13 protein-coding genes and 1 tRNA gene are annotated in these 18,868 nt (G+C 70.0%); 10 read left to right on the forward strand and 4 right to left on the reverse strand.

Going from position 1 to position 18,868, the window contains the following annotated elements; translation table 11 throughout:
* Positions 1 to 80: 80 nt before the first annotated feature.
* Both JW592_RS21630 and polA read right to left on the reverse strand, forming a co-directional pair.
* Complete coding sequence (locus JW592_RS21630; protein WP_209266856.1) at positions 81 to 1,811, reverse strand: lytic transglycosylase domain-containing protein; 1,731 nt, start codon at positions 1,809 to 1,811, stop codon at positions 81 to 83.
* Positions 1,812 to 2,035: 224 nt separating this feature from the next.
* Positions 2,036 to 4,780: a DNA polymerase I gene (polA, locus tag JW592_RS21635; RefSeq protein WP_209266857.1), complete on the reverse strand. Its 2,745-nt coding sequence runs from the start codon at positions 4,778 to 4,780 to the stop codon at positions 2,036 to 2,038.
* Between the two features lie 148 nt (positions 4,781 to 4,928).
* Here polA and JW592_RS21640 point away from each other — a divergent pair, with 148 nt between their 5' ends.
* Positions 4,929 to 7,211 carry an FdhF/YdeP family oxidoreductase gene (locus tag JW592_RS21640; protein WP_209266858.1) on the forward strand — a complete coding sequence of 761 codons (2,283 nt, stop codon included), beginning with the start codon at positions 4,929 to 4,931 and terminating at the stop codon, positions 7,209 to 7,211.
* A 61-nt stretch (positions 7,212 to 7,272) separates the two neighbouring features.
* Positions 7,273 to 7,725 (forward strand): PaaI family thioesterase, encoded by a 453-nt coding sequence (locus tag JW592_RS21645; RefSeq protein ID WP_209266859.1) that lies wholly within the window; start codon positions 7,273 to 7,275, stop codon positions 7,723 to 7,725.
* Positions 7,726 to 7,967: 242 nt separating this feature from the next.
* Here the strand turns inward: JW592_RS21645 and JW592_RS21650 are convergent, their stop codons facing one another.
* Complete coding sequence (locus JW592_RS21650) at positions 7,968 to 8,111, reverse strand: hypothetical protein (protein WP_209266860.1); 144 nt, start codon at positions 8,109 to 8,111, stop codon at positions 7,968 to 7,970.
* Between the two features lie 413 nt (positions 8,112 to 8,524).
* Between JW592_RS21650 and JW592_RS21655 the strand changes: the two genes are divergently transcribed.
* The 5 genes from JW592_RS21655 to JW592_RS21675 all read left to right on the forward strand — a co-directional run bounded on the left by JW592_RS21655 (position 8,525) and on the right by JW592_RS21675 (position 14,295).
* Positions 8,525 to 9,766 carry a branched-chain amino acid ABC transporter substrate-binding protein gene (locus tag JW592_RS21655; RefSeq protein ID WP_209266861.1) on the forward strand — a complete coding sequence of 414 codons (1,242 nt, stop codon included), beginning with the start codon at positions 8,525 to 8,527 and terminating at the stop codon, positions 9,764 to 9,766.
* Between the two features lie 94 nt (positions 9,767 to 9,860).
* A complete protein-coding gene (locus JW592_RS21660) occupies positions 9,861 to 10,790 on the forward strand; it encodes a branched-chain amino acid ABC transporter permease (RefSeq protein ID WP_209266862.1) in 930 nt (309 codons plus the stop codon).
* Between the two features lie 5 nt (positions 10,791 to 10,795).
* Complete coding sequence (locus JW592_RS21665) at positions 10,796 to 12,649, forward strand: branched-chain amino acid ABC transporter permease (RefSeq protein WP_209266863.1); 1,854 nt, start codon at positions 10,796 to 10,798, stop codon at positions 12,647 to 12,649.
* 6 nt (positions 12,650 to 12,655) lie between these two features.
* A complete protein-coding gene (locus JW592_RS21670) occupies positions 12,656 to 13,582 on the forward strand; it encodes an ABC transporter ATP-binding protein (RefSeq protein ID WP_209266864.1) in 927 nt (308 codons plus the stop codon).
* Complete coding sequence (locus JW592_RS21675) at positions 13,579 to 14,295, forward strand: ABC transporter ATP-binding protein (RefSeq protein ID WP_209266952.1); 717 nt, start codon at positions 13,579 to 13,581, stop codon at positions 14,293 to 14,295. The genes JW592_RS21670 and JW592_RS21675 overlap by 4 nt, the downstream gene beginning before the upstream one ends.
* Before the next feature lie 60 nt (positions 14,296 to 14,355).
* Here JW592_RS21675 and JW592_RS21680 read toward each other — a convergent pair whose 3' ends face one another.
* Complete coding sequence (locus JW592_RS21680) at positions 14,356 to 15,042, reverse strand: ANTAR domain-containing response regulator (protein ID WP_372446553.1); 687 nt, start codon at positions 15,040 to 15,042, stop codon at positions 14,356 to 14,358.
* A 94-nt stretch (positions 15,043 to 15,136) separates the two neighbouring features.
* On the opposite strand from JW592_RS21680, the gene JW592_RS21685 reads away from it, so the two are divergent.
* The 3 genes from JW592_RS21685 to pepN all read left to right on the forward strand — a co-directional run bounded on the left by JW592_RS21685 (position 15,137) and on the right by pepN (position 18,704).
* Positions 15,137 to 15,211 (forward strand) — tRNA-Leu (locus JW592_RS21685).
* Between the two features lie 111 nt (positions 15,212 to 15,322).
* The gene (locus JW592_RS21690; protein WP_209266865.1) at positions 15,323 to 16,096 is read left to right on the forward strand and encodes a transcriptional regulator; all 774 of its coding nucleotides are present in this window, start codon (positions 15,323 to 15,325) and stop codon (positions 16,094 to 16,096) included.
* Between the two features lie 64 nt (positions 16,097 to 16,160).
* On the forward strand, positions 16,161 to 18,704 hold the full coding sequence (gene pepN, locus JW592_RS21695) for an aminopeptidase N (protein WP_209266866.1): 2,544 nt from the start codon (positions 16,161 to 16,163) through the stop codon (positions 18,702 to 18,704).
* The last annotated feature ends 164 nt before the right edge of the window (positions 18,705 to 18,868 follow it).

Raw genomic sequence — 18,868 nt, forward strand, 5'->3', positions numbered from 1 at the left:
GCGCACCGGGAACGGCTCCGCCCCCGGCACCACGGTGGCGCCGGGGGCGAAGGGAACGCGCGGCTGAGCGGCTCGCGGCCTCACTCCTTGATGGTGACCTTCACCTTCAGAACGGCGCCGCCCTCGGCCGTCAGCGTCAGCGTGTAGGTATCGACCTGGTCGTCGGCGAAGAGGTCGGGCAGCTTGACGACGCCGTTGGAGTCCGTCTTCAGACCCGCGAGGCTGCGGATCGGCTTGCCCTGCTCGTCCTTGCCGAAGTACGGGCCCACCGTGGCGGCGTCGCCGAAGGACGCCGTCAAGGTGGTGTTCGCGACCGCCTTGCCCTTGCGGGTGGCCTTGACCTCCACGGCCTGCGCGAACTTGGTGTTCTTGGCGGCCTCCAGCACCACATCGCTGGTGCGGGTCAGCTTGTCGGCCTGCGGCGCGGTGACCGAGGCGGCGAACTCCACGGTGCCCAGGTCCTTGCCCGGGGCCGTCGCGCGCACGGTGAAGGAGCCCGCCTTGCCACCCGCGCCCAGGGTGGGCGCCGTGGCGACGCCGTCCGCGCCGGTGGTGACGTCCACCGTCCTGACGCCGCCCTCGAACCTCGCTCCGGTGTCGCCGCGGATCTCGAAGCGGACCTTGACGCCCTTGACGCCCTTGCCCTTGGAGGTCTCGGCCTTGACCGCGGGGCGCGCCGTGAACTTCTCGCCCGCCACCGCGGTGAACTCTCCGGCGCCGACCCGCTCGATGGCGTGCGGCTTCGTCGGCTCCGGGCTGGGGCCGGGGTTGTCGTGCCCGCCGGGGTTGCCGCCCCCGCCAGGGCCGCCGCCCGGGTTGCCGGGCTTGCTCGGCTTGCTCGGCTTGTTGGGCTTGTGCGGCTTGTCGTGGCCCTCGCCGCCCTTGGCGGGACCCTTTCCGCCGCGCTCCGGCGCCCTCTTGTCCGAGCCGCCGGGCTCGCCCACGCCGGGCGTGGTGGGCAGCACCGACAGCTCGCGGTCCGGCACCGAGTGGGTGCCCTTGCGGTAGAACTCGTACCAGGCCAGCACGGTGCGCAGGTAGTCGCTGGAGTTGTTGTAGCTGAGGATGGCCCGGTCCAGGTCCGCGTCCGACGACAGGTCACGGCCACCCGCGCACAGGTAGTCGCCCGCCGCGAGTGCCGCGTCGTGCATGTTGTTGGGGTCCTTGCGGCCGTCGCCGCTGCCGTCGGCGCCCCAGCGGTTCCAGGTGCCGGGGATGAACTGCATCGGGCCGACCGCCCGGTCGTAGCCGGTGTCGCCGTCCCACTTGCCCCCGTCGGTGTCCTTGATGCTGGCGAAGCCCTGGCCGTTGAGCACCGGGCCGAGGATGGGCCGCAGCGTCGTGCCGTCCTGGTCGACGGCGCCGCCGCGGGCGTGGCCCGACTCGACCTTGCCGATGCCCGCCAGCAACTCCCAGCGCAGGCCGCAGCCGGGCGTGCGGGAGGCAAGCGACTCGGCGGCCTTCTTGTAGGCGGCCAGCACCGAGGCGGGAATGCCGGACTTGTCGCCGATACCGCCGGGCTCGGAGGTTCCGGGCGGGCGCGGGGACTCCAGCGGCGGCAGCTCCGTCTCATAGCTGTCGTCACCGGGTGCCGGGTCGCTCGCGGCGTCCGAGCGGCCCTTGCCGTGGTCGCCGCCGAGTTCCACACCGGGCGCCTGGGAGGCGGTCAGCGCCGCCATGACGACGGCCGCGATCGCGGTACCGCCCAGACCCCTGCGGTATCTGCTGCTGCGAAGCCCGCCGCGGCGCCGGTGTCCCGCCGCTGTGGTGGCCGCCCGCTGCGCGGCGTGCCTGCCCCGGTTTCGCGCCATAGGTCAGTCCCCGTCCTCTCCCCTTCGGACGCAATCACCGTGACCTTACGGCAGAGTCAGGCCCCAAGTCAGCGGCTCTCGGCCACTTCGGAGGCTTCTGACCCGCTTTCGTGGCCGGTTTTACCGGTGTTCGCCCCTTGTTTCCCCAACGTCCCTTGCGGGAACGCCCGCTGGGGGCACCCGGTCGGCCTTCCAGGTGCCCCGGCCCCGCACCGCTGCGGCGCTCAGTGCGCCGCCGACTCCCAGTCCAGGCCGACGCCCACGGACACATCCAGCGGTGCCCGCAGTCCGACGGCGGCGGACATCTCGGAGCGGACCAGCTTCTCGACCTGCTCCCGCTCCCCCGGAGCGACCTCCAGCACGATCTCGTCGTGCACCTGGAGCAGCATCCGGGAGCGCAGCTTGGCGGCGCGCAGCGCCGCGTCGACCTTGAGCATGGCGACCTTGACGATGTCGGCCGCGGTCCCCTGGATCGGCGCGTTGAGCGCCATCCGCTCGGCCATCTCACGGCGCTGCCGGTGGTCGCTGGTCAGATCGGGCAGATAGCGGCGCCGGCCCATGATCGTGTGGGTGTAGCCGGTGGCGCGGGCCTCCTCCACGGTGCGGTGCAGATAGTCGCGCACCCCGCCGAAGCGCTCGAAGTAGGTGTCCATCAGCTTCCGCGCCTCGTCCGGGGTGATCCCCAGCTGCTGCGAGAGCCCGAAGGCCGAGAGCCCGTACGCCAGCCCGTAGGACATCGCCTTGATCTTGCGGCGCATCTCCGCGTCGACGGCGCTCTTCTCGACGCCGAAGACCTGCGCCGCGACCGTGTCGTGCAGGTCCTCGCCCGAGGTGAACGCCTCGATCAGGCCCTCGTCCTCGGACAGGTGCGCCATCACCCGCAGCTCGATCTGGCTGTAGTCGGCCGTCATCAGCGACTCGAAGCCCTCGCCGACGCGGAAGCCCCGGCGGATGGCGCGGCCCTCGTCCGTGCGGACCGGGATGTTCTGCAGGTTCGGGTCCGTGGAGGAGAGCCGGCCGGTGGCGGCCACCGTCTGGTTGAAGGTGGTGTGGATACGGCCATCGGGTGCGATGGTCTTGATCAGGCCCTCGACCGTGGTGCGCAGCTTCTGCTGCTCGCGGTAGCGCAGCATGATCACCGGCAGCTCGTGCTCGGTCTGTGCCGCCAGCCAGGCCAGTGCGTCCGCGTCCGTCGTGTATCCCGTCTTGGTCTTCTTCGTCTTGGGCAGACCCAGCTCGCCGAAGAGCACCTCCTGGAGCTGCTTGGGCGAACCCAGGTTGAACTCGTGGCCCACCGAGGCGTGTGCCTCGGCGACGGCCTGCTGCACCGCGTCGGCGAACTGCTGCTCAAGGCCGGTGAGCCACTCGCGGTCCGCGCAGATGCCCGCGCGCTCCATCCGGGCCAGCACCTCGGAGGTGGGCAGTTCCAGCTCGCGCAGCAGATCGGCGGCGCCCACCTGCTCCAGGCGCTGCTCGAAGGCGCCGCCCAGGTCGAGGATGGTGCGCGCCTTGATCATCAGGGCCTGGGCCTCGGCCTGTTCGTCCACCCCGAGCGCGAGCTGTCCGTCGGCCTCGGCCGTGGGACCCAGCTCGCGGCCCAGATACTCGACGGACAGCGCGTCCATGGCGAAGGAGCGGCGGCCCGGCTTGTCCAGATAGGCGGCGAGCGCGGTGTCCATCCATACGCCGTCCACCTGCCAGCCGTGCTCGGCGAAGACCCGCATCAGCGCCTTGGCGTCGTGCATCACCTTGCGGCGGCCGGAGTCGGCGAGCCAGGCGGCGAAAGCGCGCTCGTCGCCCTCGGTCAGCTCGGCCGGGTCGAACCTGACGGCCGGGCCCGTGCCGGTGGCCAGCGCGATCTCGCTGACGCTGCCGCTGCCCTGCTTCCAGACGTCCACGGTGGCCACGCCGAGCGTCGCGGCGCCGTGCTGCTCCAGCCAGGGGGCGAGCTGACCGGGCCCGGCGACCGTGCCGTCCAGCTCGATGCCGTCCCCCTCGGGCGGCTCCTCGGCCTGCGCCGCCGCGCCCGGGTCGACGCCGAAGAGGCGGTCGCGGAAGTTCTGGTGGCGGAACTCCAGGGTGTCCAGGACGACGGCGAGCGCGTCACGGTCGTAGGGGGCGCGGATCAGGTCCTCGGGGCGGTCGGGCAGCGCCACGTCGCGGACCAGCTCGGTCAGCCGGCGGTTGAGCAGCACCGACTCCAGATGCGCTCGCAGGTTGTCGCCCGCTTTGCCCTTGACCTCGTCCACCCGCTCGGCCAGCTCGGCGAGGGAGCCGAACTGGTTGATCCACTTGGTCGCCGTCTTCTCCCCGACGCCGGGGATGCCCGGCAGGTTGTCCGAGGGGTCGCCGCGCAGCGCGGCGAAGTCCGGATACTGCTCCGGGGAGAGGCCGTACTTCTCCCGCACCTTCTCCGGGGTGAAGCGGGTGAGCTCCGAGACGCCTTTGGTCGGGTACAGCACCGTGACGTCGTCGCTGACGAGCTGGAAGGTGTCCCGGTCACCGGTGACGATGGAGACCTTGAAGCCCTCGGCCTCCGCCTGGGTGGCGAGCGTGGCGATGACGTCGTCCGCCTCGTAGCCGTCGACCGCGTAGCGGCGCACGCGCATGGCGTCGAGCAGCTCGCCGATCAGCTCCACCTGGCCCTTGAACTCGTCCGGGCTCTTGGATCTGTTCGCCTTGTACTCCGTGAACTGCTCCGAGCGCCAGGTCTTGCGGGAGACGTCGAAGGCGACGGCGAAGTGGGTGGGGGCCTCATCACGCAGGGTGTTCGCCAGCATCGACGTGAAGCCGTAGATCGCGTTGGTGGGCTGCCCCGTGGTGGTGTTGAAGTTCTCCGCGGGCAGCGCGTAGAACGCGCGGTACGCGAGGGAGTGCCCGTCCATGAGCATCAGGCGGGGCTGCTCCTCGCCGCCCTTGTCCTGCGGGGTTGCCTTGGGTGCCGTCTTCGGTGCTGCCTTCTTAGCCACGGTGCCGATCCTCGCATGCGGCACTGACAACGGTGCGGCGCGGCACCATGCCGGATACGGAGCGTCGCGGCCTGGGCACGATTCGGCCGGCGACCGGTGGGCGCCGCCCCCTGCCCGCGCAGCGGCACAGGTGGCACCATCAGGGGTTATGACGCGCAAGGCTCCCTCCAGTGACCCGGTTCAGGACGCGCCCCAGGTGGAACCGCCGAAGCATGCCGCGGCCGGGCTGCCCGCCGTCGCGCACTCGCTGCGGATGGCGCGGCAGCAGATGGGGGTCAAGCGGACCGCGCTGACGCTGCTGCGTGTCAACCAGAAGGACGGCTTCGACTGTCCGGGCTGCGCGTGGCCGGAGGGTGACAAACGGCACGCGGCGGAGTTCTGCGAGAACGGCGCGAAGGCCGTCGCCGAGGAGGCCACCACGCGCCGGGTCACCCGCGACTTCTTCACCGCGCACCCCGTGGCCGACCTCGCCGGGCGGTCCGGGTACTGGCTGGGCCAGCAGGGGCGGCTGACCGAGCCGATGTATCTGCCCGAGGGTGGGGAGCGGTACGAGCCGATCGGCTGGGACGACGCCTTCGCGCTGATCGCCGAGGAGCTCAACGCGCTCGCCTCGCCCGACGAGGCGGTGTTCTACACCTCGGGCCGCACCAGCAACGAGGCCGCCTTCCTCTACCAGCTCTTCGCCCGCGAGTTCGGGACCAACAACCTGCCGGACTGCTCCAACATGTGCCACGAGTCGTCGGGCTCCGCACTGACCGAGACCGTCGGCGTCGGCAAGGGCAGCGTGCTGCTGGAGGACCTGTACCAGGCCGAACTGATCATCGTCGCCGGCCAGAACCCGGGCACCAACCACCCGCGGATGCTCTCCGCGCTGGAGAAGGCCAAGGCGGGCGGCGCCAGGATCATCACCGTCAACCCGCTGCCCGAGGCCGGGATGGAGCGGTTCAAGAACCCGCAGACCCCCAGAGGGCTGGCCGCCGGCGGCACCCCGCTGACCGATCTGTTCCTGCAGGTCCGGCTCGGCGGCGACCAGGCGCTCTTCCGGGTGCTGAACCGGATGATCCTGGAGCGGGACGGCGCCGTCGACGAGGAGTTCGTCGGTCGGTACACATACGGCTTCGAGGAGTTCGCGAAGGCCGCCCGCACCACCGACTGGGACGCCGCACTGGCCGCCACCGGGCTGGAGCGCGACCAGATCGAGCGCGCCCTGGAAATGGTGCTGGCCTCCCGCCGCACCGTGGTGTGCTGGGCGATGGGCCTCACCCAGCACAAGCACGCGGTGCCCACCATCCGCGAGGTGGTCAACTTCCTGCTGCTGCGGGGCGACATCGGCCGCCCCGGCGCCGGGGTGTGCCCGGTGCGCGGCCACAGCAATGTGCAGGGCGACCGCACCATGGGCATCTTCGAGCGGCCGGCGCCGGCCTTCCTGGACGCGCTGGAGAGGGAGTTCGGCTTCGCCCCGCCGCGCGAGCACGGCTACGACGTCGTACGGGCCATCCGCGCGATGCGCGACGGGCAGGCGAAGGTGTTCTTCGCGATGGGCGGCAACTTCGTGGCCGCCTCGCCCGACACCGAGGTGACCGAGGCGGCGATGCGCCGTGCACGGCTGACCGTGCACGTGTCCACCAAGCTCAACCGCTCGCACTGTGTGACGGGCGCGCGTGCGCTGATCCTGCCGACGCTGGGCCGCACCGAGCGGGACACCCAGCGGGGCGGCGACCAGTTCGTCACCGTCGAGGACTCCATGGGCATGGTGCACGCCTCGCGGGGACGGCTCGCCCCCGCCAGCGGTCAGCTGCTGTCCGAGCCCGCCATCGTCGCGCGGCTGGCACGCGCCGTGCTGGGCGACTCCTCCACCACCCCCTGGGAGGAGTTCGAGGGCGACTACGGGCTGATCCGTGACCGGATCGCACGCGTGGTGCCGGGCTTCAAGGACTTCAACGCCAAGGTGGCGCGCCCCGGGGGATTCGCGCTGCCGCACGCGCCCCGCGACGAGCGGCGCTTCCCCACCGGGACCGGAAAGGCGAACTTCACCGCAGCGCCCGTGGAGTACCCCCGCGTGCCCGAAGGGCGGCTGCTGCTGCAGACGCTGCGCTCGCACGACCAGTACAACACCACCGTCTACGGGCTCGACGACCGCTACCGGGGCATCAAGAACGGCCGCCGTGTGGTGCTCGTCCACCCCGAGGACGCGACGGCACACGGGCTCGCCGACGGCTCCTTCGCCGACCTCACCAGCGAGTGGAGCGACGGCCGGGAGCGGGTGGCGCGCGGCTTCCGCGTCGTCCACTACCCCACGGCGCGCGGATGCGCCGCCGCGTACTACCCGGAGACCAACGTCCTGGTGCCGCTCGACGCGACAGCGGACACGAGCAACACCCCCGCCAGCAAGTCGATCGTGATCAGGCTCACTCCGTCGGAGGCCGACTGAAGCGCGTACGGGCTTAAGCTCGGACCGGCGGTTGAACAGCGCATGATCGGAGCAGCGGCGCATGGGTGAGCAGACCACGACCAAGTTCCCCCAGGAGATCCTGGACCAGTGGGCCGGGTCGGGCGTGGACCTGCCTTCGCTCTTCTCCGCCGGCAAACTCGGCGAGCGCATGGGCCTGGAGATCCTGGAGGCGGCGCCCGAGCGGGTCGTGGGCACCCTCCCCGTCGAGGGCAACACCCAGCCGTACGGGCTGCTGCACGGCGGGGCCTCCGCGGTGCTCGCCGAGACACTCGGCTCGGTGGGCGCCATGCTGCACGGCGGCCCCGGGAGGGCCGCCGTTGGGGTGGACCTCAACTGCACTCATCACCGCGGGCCGCGCTCCGGGCTGGTGACCGGCGTCGCCACGCCGGTGCACCGGGGGCGGACGATGACCAGCTACGAGATCGTCATCACCGACGAGGGCGGGCGCCGGGTGTGCACGGCCCGCCTCACCTGCCTGCTGCGGGACGCGTAGGCCGGCTGCCGGGTCCAGGGAGAGCACGGCGCGTGCGCGGGGCACCCGGTGGCGCCAACGTCCCCCTATGGGGGACATTCTCAGCAGCGGTCCTGAGCGGCCCCGGCTCTTCGAGCGGTGGGAGGCGCTGCCGCGGCGTGCCCGGCGGCTGATCGTCGCCCTCGTCTGCTGTGCCCTCCTCGCCTGTGCGGTGGTCTCGGTGCTGCCAACCCGCCGGCTCCGGCGGCGCGGCACAAGGTGCCCTACCCCTTGCACAGCACCCGGATCACTTTCGTCCAGCCGGTGACGGTGCGGCCAGGTCGGGCCGGGCCGGTGTGGGTGACGGCGCGGGTCACCTCCTGCCGCACGCTGCCGGTACGGGCCCGACTGCCTTTCCTGGGCGTCACGTTGCGTAACGCGCGCGCGTCGCAAGATCTCAGCTTCCTCCCCGGGGACCGCTACGCCCGGGCCCTCACCCGTGTCTTCCGTACGGTATGCGGACCCGCTGCGTGGTCCCGGCCGGCGACCCGCTGAGCCAACTGCTGCTTCCGGGCGGGAAATGCGTCCGCCATCTCGCCGTCATACCGGGCACGTTGAGGATCACCGGCCTCCGGTCTGCCGGTTCCGTGACGGTCATAACAAGAGAGTCACATCCTCGATCCGACCTCTGCCCGACTGCACCAGCAGCGCCATAGAGTCACCGCCAGTCACCGCGCCGCCGGGCGCGCACGACGAGCTCCGATCTGTACTACACGTACGGCCCGGCGCGCGATACGGCCACTCACTCCATGGGGGCCGCGCCTTGGGGAAAGGACTGATCGTGCGTCACCGTTCCTTGCTCATACTCACCACCACCGTCACGGTGGGAGCCCTCACCCTGTCAGCGTGCGGCTCGCGCGACGACAAGAGCGGCGGCGACAGCGGAGAGAAGACCACTGTCGTCATCGGCGTCGACGCCCCGCTCACCGGCGACCTGTCGGCGCTGGGCCAGGGCATCAAGAACTCCAGCGACCTCGCCATCAAGACGGCCAACAAGAACAACGAGGTCAAGGGCGTCACCTTCAAGCTGGAGACGCTGGACGACCAGGCGCAGGCAGGCACCGGCCAGCAGAACGCCACCAAGCTGGTGGGCAACGACAAGGTCGTCGGCGTGGTCGGCCCCCTCAACTCGCACGTCGGCCAGTCGATGCAGAAAGTCTTCGGCAACGCCAACCTGGTGCAGGTCTCCCCCGCCAACACGGCCCCCGAGCTCAGCCAGGGCCCCCACTGGCAGAAGGGCGAGAAGAAGCGGCTGTTCGACACCTACTTCCGCACCTCCACCACCGACGCCGTACAGGGCCCGTACGCGGCGCAGTACCTGTACAACAAGCGGAAGCTGAAGAAGGCGTACATCATCGACGACAAGAAGACCTACGGCGCGGGGCTGGCCGGCACCTTCACCGACGAGTTCAAGAAGCTCGGCGGCAAGGTCGTCGGCACCGACCACATCAACCCCGACGACCGCGACTTCTCCGCCGTCGGCACCAAGGTTGCCAAGTCCAAGGCCGACTTCGTCTACTACGGCGGCGAGTACCCGGCCGGCGCCCCGCTCAGCGCGCAGATCACCAAGGCCGGCTCCAAGGCCCCGGTCGTGGGCGGTGACGCGCTCTACAGCGAGGAGTACATCAAGCTCGGCAAGAAGAACGTCGAGGGCGACCTGGCCACCTCCGTCGGCGCGCCCCTGGAGACCCTGGACACCGCCAAGACGTTCATGAAGAACTACCAGGCGGCCGGCTACAAACTCCCCTACGAAGCCTACGGCGGCTACTCCTACGACAGCACCTGGGCGATCATCCAGGCGGTCAAGGCCGTGGTGGAGAAGAACGACGGCAAGCTGCCCGGCGACATCGACGACACCCGCGAGCAGGTCACCAAGGCCATGCAGGACGTCGCGTTCAAGGGCGTCACCGGTGACGTCGCCTTCGACAAGTACGGCGACACCACCAACAAGCAGCTCTCCGTCTACGAGGTCAAGGGCGGCAAGCACAAGCCCGTGCAGACCGGCACCTTCGACGAAGGCTGATCCGCACCGCTCGCCCCAACCCGAACCTCACAGCCGCGCGGGGGCGCCGAGCGCGCCCCCGCGCAGCCGTATCTGACACACCCAAGGAGTCCCGGTGCAAGATCTGCCGGATCAGCTGGCGAACGGACTCGCACTCGGCGCGTTGTACGGCCTCATCGCGATCGGGTACACGATGGTCTACGGCATCGTCCAGCTCATCAACTTCGCCCACGGCGAGATATTCATGATCGGCGGCTTCGGCGCGCTGACCGCCTACCTGTGGCTGCCCGACGGCACAGGGCTGGCCGTCGCACTCCCCCTGATGATCCTGCTCGGCGTCGTATGCGCCGTCCTGGTCGCCATCGGAGCCGAACGCTTCGCCTACCGGCCACTGCGCGGCGGCCCCAGGCTCTCCCCGCTGATCACCGCCATCGGGCTGTCCCTCGCTCTCCAGCAGGCGGTATGGGCCTTCTACCCCGACGCCAAGAAGGCCCGGCCCTTCCCGCAGATCGGCGGCAGCGACTTCGACCTCGGCTTCGTCACCCTCTCCCGCGAAGACCTGTTCATCTTCGTCTCCGCGCCCGTGTGCATGCTCGCACTGGGCCTGTTCGTCGCCAAGACCCGCACCGGACGCGCCATGCAGGCCACCTCGCAGGACCCCGACACCGCCAAGCTGATGGGCGTCAACACCGACCGCATCATCGTGATGGCCTTCGCCATCGGTGCCGCGTTCGCCGCGATCGCCGCCATCGCCCAGGGCTTCAAGACCGGCGAGGTCAACTTCCGGATGGGTTTCATCGCCGGGCTCAAGGCGTTCACCGCCGCCGTGCTCGGCGGCATCGGCAACATCTACGGCGCCATGGTCGGCGGCCTCGTCCTCGGCGTCGCCGAAGCCATGGCCACCGCCTACATCGGCGACATCCCAGGGCTCGAACAGTTCGGCGGCGGCTCCTGGAAGGACGTATGGGCGTTCATCCTGCTCATCCTCGTCCTCCTCGTACGGCCCCAAGGAATCCTCGGCGAACGCCTCGCGGATCGGGCGTGATACCCATGACGACTCAGCACACCACCGCAACCCGGGACAACGACGGGACCACCACCGACCCGGCGCACCACGCCGCCGGAGGCCCACCGCTCCTCCCGCTCGGCTCCGACCCGCTGACCAGCCGCGGACTCGGCCGCATCCTCACCGCAGCCGGAGCCGTCGTCGCGTTCGCGAGCACCATGCTCCCCTGGACCTGGACCTCCGCCTTCCCCGGCGATCTGACCATCGCCATGTACCCGGCCGGACTGCAGCTCATCACCCTCGCCGGCGCCGTACTCACCGCGGCCGTGCTGCTGGCCACCGCAGGCGTCCCCGGACTGCGCTGGCTCACCCCCGGCGGCAAACACAGCGCACTGCTGCTGCTGGCCGTCGGCAACCTCGCCGCGACCTGGTACACCGCCGGAGCCATCGCCGTCGACCTCGGCGGCCTCGTCAACTTCGAACCCGGCATGTGGATCGGCGTCGCCGGTACCCTGCTGGCCGTCGTCGGCGCCCTCGCCCTCCCCACCGACCTGCCGCCCGGGCCCGAAGCCGGCCCACAGCGGCCGGCCCCCTGGAAGCGGCTCCGCCACGCGCTCGACGCGCCCGCGCCCGGCACCGCTGCACCGCTGCCCGGCTGGGCCGAGATCCTGGTGATCTGCGCCGCCTGCGCCACCGGACTGTACGTCTTCGCCTACGGCATCGAAGCCGAGGACGGGCCCCCCTTCATCGGCTTCCTGCTGCTGGCCGCCTTCGCCTTCCCCGCACTCGGCAGGGCAGGACTGACCCGGCGGCTGTCCGTACTCGCAGGCCGCAACCGCAACACCACCCTCGCCGCCGCCTTCGTCGCGGCCCTGCTCTTCCCGATCACCCAGAGCAACGAGGCATACACCAATATCGCGGTCAGCGTGCTGATCTTCGCCACCGTCGCGCTCGGCCTCAACATGGTCGTCGGCCTCGCCGGCATCCTCGACCTCGGATACGTCGCGTTCCTCGGCGTCGGCGCCTACACCGCGGCACTCGTCTCCGGCGCCGAGACCTCCTCGATCGGTCTGCACGTCCCCTTCTGGGCCGCCGTGCTCATCGGCGCCGCCGTCGCCCTCGTCTTCGGCCTGGTCATCGGCTTCCCCTCGCTGCGGCTGCACGGCGACTACCTCGCCATCGTCACACTCGGCTTCGGGGAGATCTTCCGGATCTCCGTCCAGAACCTCGACGGCGACTCAGGGCCCAACGTCACCAACGGCCCCAACGGCATCCCCAACATCCCCGACCTGAAGATCCTCGGCTTCGACCTCGGACAGACCCACACCGTCCTCGGCTTCGAACTCGGCCGCTTCGCCAACTACTACCTGCTGATGCTGGTCTTCACCGCCATCGTCGTCACCGTCTTCCGGCGATCCGACAACTCCCGCATCGGCCGCGCCTGGATCGCCATCCGCGAGGACGAGACCGCGGCACGCGCCATGGGCGTCAACGCCTTCCGGCTCAAGCTGATGGCCTTCGCTCTCGGCGCCACCCTCGCCGGAATGGCCGGCACCGTCCTCGCCCACGTCGAGTTCTCCGTCACCCCCGAGTCGTACAAGTTCGTCCACACCGCGCCACCCAACTCCGCGTTCCTGCTCATCGCCGTCATCCTCGGCGGCATGGGCACCGTCAGCGGACCCCTCATCGGCGCCGCACTGCTCTACCTCATCCCGGCCAAGCTCCAGTTCATGGCCGACTACCAGCTGCTGCTCTTCGGTATCGCGCTCATCCTGCTGATGCGCTTCAGGCCCGAGGGCCTCATCGCCGACCGCCGCAAACAGCTCGAGTTCCACGAGACGGGACAACTCGACACCCCCACAGCAGCGGCCCCCGGCCTCGGCAAGACGGAGGCGTGAGACGAGATGACGACCACCACACCAGCCGACGCGCCCGCGCCCGGATCCGGACCCGCCCTGGGCGACGTCGTACTCGACGCCTCCGGAGTCACCATGCGGTTCGGCGGCCTCACCGCCGTACGCGACGTGAACCTCGACGTGCGCGCCGGAGAAATCGTCGGCCTCATCGGACCCAACGGCGCCGGCAAGACCACCTTCTTCAACTGCCTCACCGGCCTCTACATCCCCACCGAAGGAACAGTGCGCTACAGGGGCACCGTCCTGCCCCACCGCTCCCACCTGGTCACCCAGGCAGGCATAGCCCGCACCTTCCAGAACATCCGGCTCTTCGCCAACATGACCGTCCTGGAGAACGTCCTCGTCGGCCGGCACACCCGCACCCACGAGGGCCTCTTCTCCGCCCTCATCCGCGGCCCCCGCTTCCGCAGAGCCGAACAGGAATCCGAAGAACGCGCCATGGAACTGCTGCGCTTCACCGGACTCGAGGACAAACGCGAACACCTGGCGCGCAACCTCCCCTACGGCGAACAGCGCAAACTGGAGATCGCCCGCGCCCTCGCCAGCGAACCCGGACTGCTGCTCCTGGACGAGCCCACAGCGGGTATGACGGCCGGCGAGACCACCGCCACCCGCGAACTCGTCCTGGCCATCCGCCAACAGGGCACCGCCGTACTCGTCATCGAGCACGACATGCGGTTCATCTTCAACCTCTGCGACCGCGTCGCCGTCCTCGTCCAGGGCGAGAAACTCGTCGAAGGCACCCCCGAGACCGTGCAGCGCGACGAACGCGTCATCGCCGCCTACCTCGGCACCCCCTTCGAAGGCGAACCAGGCGAGGAGGAGGCGGCCGAGGTACGAGCGGCGGAAGCGGCCACCCCACGGGACGGGCAACACGCCCCACAGGACGGGCAGCAGGAAGGGAGGACGGACTGATGGCCCTGCTCGAAGTCGAGGACCTGCGCGTCGCCTACGGCAAGATCGAAGCCGTCAAAGGCATCTCCTTCACCGTCGACGCAGGCGAAGTCGTCACCCTCATCGGCACCAACGGCGCCGGAAAGACCACCACCCTGCGCACCCTGTCCGGACTGCTCAAACCCGTCACCGGGAAGATCACCTTCGAAGGGCAGGTACTCAACGGAGTCGGCGCCCACAAGATCGTCTCCATGGGCCTCGCCCACTCACCCGAAGGCCGCCGCATCTTCCCCCGGCTCAGCATCGAGGAGAACCTCCGGCTCGGCGCCTTCCTCCGGAAGGACACCGACGGCGTCGCCAAGGACATCGACAGCGCCTACGAACGGTTCCCCATCCTCGGAGAACGCCGCCGCCAAGCCGCCGGCACCCTCTCCGGCGGCGAACAGCAGATGCTCGCCATGGCCCGCGCGCTGATGTCCCGCCCCAAGCTGCTCATGCTCGACGAACCCTCCATGGGGCTCTCACCGATCATGATGCAGAAGATCATGTCCACCATCGGCGAGCTCAAGGAACAGGGCACCACCATCCTGCTCGTCGAACAGAACGCCCAGGCCGCGCTCTCCCTGGCCGACCAGGGGCATGTGATGGAGACCGGCAGCATCACCCTGTCGGGGACGGGGGAGGAACTGATGCACGACGAGTCGGTACGCAAGGCGTACCTCGGCGAGGACTGAGCACCGACAACAGCGGGAGGGGGCGCCCGGAACCTCCGGGCGCCCCCTCCCCCGTGCTGCTCACTGCTGCTTCTTGCGCTCCTCGGCGTCGGCGATGACCGCCTCCGCCACCTGCTGCATCGACAGCCGCCGGTCCATCGACGTCTTCTGGATCCACCGGAACGCGGCCGGCTCGGTCAGCCCGTACTGCGTCTGCAGCACGCTCTTGGCCCGGTCCACCAGCTTCCGCGTCTCCAGCCGCTGGGCGAGGTCGGCGACCTCCTTCTCCAGCGTCTTCAGCTCCGTGAAGCGGGAGACCGCCATCTCGATGGCCGGCACCACATCGGTCTTGCTGAACGGCTTCACCAGGTAGGCCATCGCCCCGGCGTCCCGGGCCCGCTCGACCAGCTCCCGCTGGGAGAAGGCCGTCAGCATCAGCACCGGCGCGATGCTCTCCTCTGCGATCTTCTCCGCCGCGGAGATGCCGTCCAGCACCGGCATCTTCACATCCAGGATGCACAGGTCGGGGCGGTGCTCGCGGGCCAGCTCCACGGCCCGCTGCCCGTCGCCGGCCTCGCCGACGACGGTGTAGCCCTCCTCCTCCAGCATCTCCTTGAGGTCCATCCGGATCAGCGCCTCGTCCTCCGCGATCACGACCCGCGTCGTGGCCGGAGGCACATGCGCACTCCCACTCGTCTCGGCCGCCGCCGCCTCGCTGGGCTCGGCACTCTGGTCACTCACAGGCTCGGGGACGTCCGCGGTGCTCACTGGGCTCCTCGTTTCCGCACAGGTGGACCTTGAGCCTACCTAGCTGTTGTAAAGTGAGAACTCAGCGGGTAGGCGTAAGCCTTTGATTCCGTTGGCCCCGGTAGTCCAATTGGCAGCAGACAATGGATTCAAAACCCATACAGTGTCGGTTCGAGTCCGACCCGGGGCACTTTCCCCTTCGATTCCAAGGTCACAAGCGGAATCGACTAACTTCGCTCAGATGAGCTAGCGACGCCGCATTGAGCCACGCGAGCCGTGCAAGTCGGCGAATGCTACTCACGTGTACGACCTCCACACGAGGCGGCGCGCCCTCGCTCTAGTCGCGCAGGGCCACAGTCTCAACTCCGTGAGCAAGCAGACCGGCATCTCCCGGTGGTGTCTCCGCGCATGGCAGCAGAGACTCCACCCGGCCCAGCGGCGGAGCACCGCCCCTTGCGAGCGGTGCTCCTCGCTTCCCCAGCCACCTGCCGATCCCGCCGCCTACACCTACCTGCTGGGCCTCTACCTGGGCGATGGCTGTATCAGCGCGGTGGGCCGCACGCACAGCCTCCGGATCGCCTGCGCGGATGCCTGGCCGGGGCTCATCGGCGCATGTGAGCGAGCTATGCGCCTCGTACGCCCGCAGAACAAGGTCTTCCGCGTCCAGCGCCCCGGCTGCACGTATGTCACCGCCTTCTCGAACCACTGGCTGTGCCTCTTCCCGCAGCACGGTCCCGGCAGGAAGCATCAGCGTCGTATCGCGTTAACACCCTGGCAGCAGGAGATCGTCGAAGTGCACCCTTGGGAGCTGGTCCGCGGCCTCGTCCACTCCGACGGTTGCCGCATCACCAACTGGGCGACCCGCATGGTCGGCGGACAGCGGAAGCGGTACGAGTATCCGCGCTACTTCTTCGCCAACAAGTCCGAGGACATCCTGAACCTCTACTGCCGAACTCTCGACGCCCTCGGCGTTCAGTGGAAGGCCGCTCGGCAGAGCAACCGTGCTCACAACATCTCCGTCGCCCGCCGTGCCTCCGTCGCGCTCATGGACGCGCACGTCGGGCCCAAGTGGTGAGGCCCCGGGATGCTGTAACCGGACAACGGTGCGCCCGGTACCCGTGTGGGGCACCATGGCGCGCATGGTCGTGTTGACGCGTGCGGAGGCGCAGGGGCGGGCTCGGACCCTCAGGGTCGAGCAGTACGCCGTGGATCTTGATCTGACGCGGGGGGAGGAGGTGTTCGGGTCCACGACCGTGGTGCGGTTCGCCGCGCTGGAGGCGGGCGTGGACACGTTCGTGGAGCTGCGGCCGAGTCGGCTGGTGCGGGCCGAGCTGGACGGGGTGGCTCTCGATCCGGGCTCGCTGCACGAGGGGCGGCTGCCGTTGCGCGGGCTGGCGGCCGGGGAGCACGAGCTGCGGGTCGAGGCGCTGATGCCGTACTCGCGGGTGGGTGAGGGGATGCACCGCTTCACCGATCCGGAGGACGGCAACACATATGTGTACACACAGTGCTGTGTCGCTGACGCTCCGCTGGTGTTCGCCTGTTTCGACCAGCCGGATCTGAAGGCGGTCTTCCAAGTGTCGGTGACGGCGCCGGAAGAGTGGACGGTGCTGGGCAACGGTGTCGCTGCGCGCTCCGGTGCGGGCGGCGGCCGGTGGGTGTGTGCTGAGACGCCGCCGATCAGCACGTATCTGATGGCGGTGGCGGCGGGCCCGTTCCACTCGGTGCGTACGGAGCACGCGGGGCTGCCGTTCGGGCTGCATGTGCGCAGGTCGCTGGGGCGGTTCCTGGACGCTGACGCGGCGGAGCTGCTGGAGGTGACGCGGCGCTGTTTCGACCGCTATCACGAGCTGTTCGACGAGCCGTATCCGTTCGACTCCTACGATCAGGCGTTCGTGCCGGAGTTCAACGCGGGGGCGATGGAGAATCCGGGTCTGGTGACGTTCCGGGACGAGTACATCCACCGTTCGGCGGTCACGGAGACCGAGCGGATGTCGCGGGCCACGACGATCGCGCACGAGATGGCGCACATGTGGTTCGGGGATCTGGTGACGCTGCGCTGGTGGGACGACATCTGGCTGAACGAGTCGTTCGCGGAGTACATGGGCTATCAGGTGCTGAGCGAGGCGACCCGGTTCGTGGACGCCTGGACGGACTTCGCGGTGGCGCGGAAGAGCTGGGGGTACGACGCGGACGATCGGCCCTCGACGCATCCGGTGGCGCCGGCCGCTGAGGCGGTGCCGGACACGGCGGCTGCGATGGGCAATTTCGACGGCATCTCGTATGCGAAGGGTGCTTCGGCGCTGCGGCAGTTGGTCGTGTGGCTGGGTGAGAAGAGTTTCCTGGCGGGGATCAACGAGCATTTCGCGCGGCACAGGTTCGGCAACGCGACGCTTGCCGACTTCCTGGACTCGCTGGCGCGGGCCTCGGAGCGTGATGTGCGCGGCTGGGCGGAGAGCTGGCTGCTGACCACGGGTGCGGACGCGCTGGTGCCGCGGGTGGGCGAGTCGGCGGCGCGGCAGTGGTACGTGGATGTGGAGCACCGTGGAGAGCGTCCGCACCGGTTGGCGGTGGGGCTGTACGACCGGGCTCCGGCGGACGAGTCGCGGCTGGTGCTGCGTGAGCGGCTGGAGCGGGATGTGCCGCCGGGCGGTGGCCGGCTGACGGTGACGCTGGACGGTCCGCGTCCTGATCTTGTGCTGGTCAACGATCTGGACTGGACGTACGCGAGGGTGCGGCTCGATCCGGTCTCGTGGGGCACGGTGCGTTCGGCGCTGTCGGGGCTGCCGGGGCAGTTGTCGCGTGCTGTGGTGTGGAACGCGGCGCGGGACATGGTGCGTGAGGGTGAGCTGGGGCCGCTGGAGTACGTGCGTACGGTGCGGGATCATCTGCCGTCCGAGACGGACAACGCGGTGGTGCAGGGGGTGTTGGCGTTCGCGCGGGGGCACGCTGCCGACCGGTATCTGGCGGGTGCGGAGCGGCTGGAGGCGCTGGGGCTGCTGGGTGCGGTGTGCCGTGAGCTGCTGGAGTGTGACGAGGGGGCTGGTGCGGGGCGCGGTGCGGCCCCCGGCGGTTCGGGGGTGCGGCTGACGGCTGCGCGGTATTTCATCGACTGTGCAACCGACCCGGAGGAGTTGCTGGCGTGGCGGGCCGTGGGCGAGGTGCCGGGTGGTCCGGTGCTGGACGCGGAGCTGCGGTGGCGGCTGCTGCTGCGGCTGTCGGTGCTGGGCGCGGTGAGCGGCGCTGACATCGAGAAGGCCGTGGTGGCCGACCGGAGCGCCCGGGGAGAGGAGGCGGCGGCCCGCTGCCGTGCCGCGCTGCCGGAGGCCGCGGCGAAGGAGGCGGCGTGGGAAGCGATGTTCGGTCCTGCGGACGCCCTGTCGAACTATCTGTTCACCGCGACGGCGCAGGGCTTCTGGCAGCCGGAGCAGGCTGGGCTGCTGCGCGGCTACGTGGAACGGTATTTCACCGATGTGCTGCCCGTGGCGGCGCGCCGTGGTCCGGCTCTGGCGGATGCTGCGGGCCGGCACGCGTTCCCTGCGGTGTTCGTGGACGAGGCGACGCTGACGTACGGCGAGGAGTGTCTGGCCTCGGGTGAAGCGGTGCCGGCGCTGCGACGGCGGCTGGAGGACCAGGTGGACGACCTGCGGCGGGCGTTGGGGGTACGCGCGGCGGTGGCGTGACCCGGGGGCCGGGGGCCTCAGGGGACTGCCGGCGGGCCGTTGGGGGCCTCGGGGGGGCCTTCGGAGGGCTGCCGACGGGTCTTTTATCAGATCCGTCGGCCCGATCCGGGGCCGGCTACCTCCTTCGGGCGAAGTAGCGCGGAGATCGTCAGGTGGCGGGTCGC

Origin of the sequence: Streptomyces spirodelae, assembly GCF_017676385.1 — a bacterium.
Classification (GTDB): domain Bacteria; phylum Actinomycetota; class Actinomycetes; order Streptomycetales; family Streptomycetaceae; genus Streptomyces; species Streptomyces spirodelae.

Coding starts and splice junctions, on each gene's coding strand:
- pepN (WP_209266866.1), top strand. CDS start 16,161: ATGGTCGTGTTGACGCGTGCGGAGGCGCAGGGGCGGGCTCGGACCCTC.
- JW592_RS21630 (WP_209266856.1), bottom strand. CDS start 1,811: ATGGCGCGAAACCGGGGCAGGCACGCCGCGCAGCGGGCGGCCACCACA.
- JW592_RS21640 (WP_209266858.1), top strand. CDS start 4,929: ATGACGCGCAAGGCTCCCTCCAGTGACCCGGTTCAGGACGCGCCCCAG.
- JW592_RS21670 (WP_209266864.1), top strand. CDS start 12,656: ATGACGACCACCACACCAGCCGACGCGCCCGCGCCCGGATCCGGACCC.
- JW592_RS21645 (WP_209266859.1), top strand. CDS start 7,273: ATGGGTGAGCAGACCACGACCAAGTTCCCCCAGGAGATCCTGGACCAG.
- JW592_RS21665 (WP_209266863.1), top strand. CDS start 10,796: ATGACGACTCAGCACACCACCGCAACCCGGGACAACGACGGGACCACC.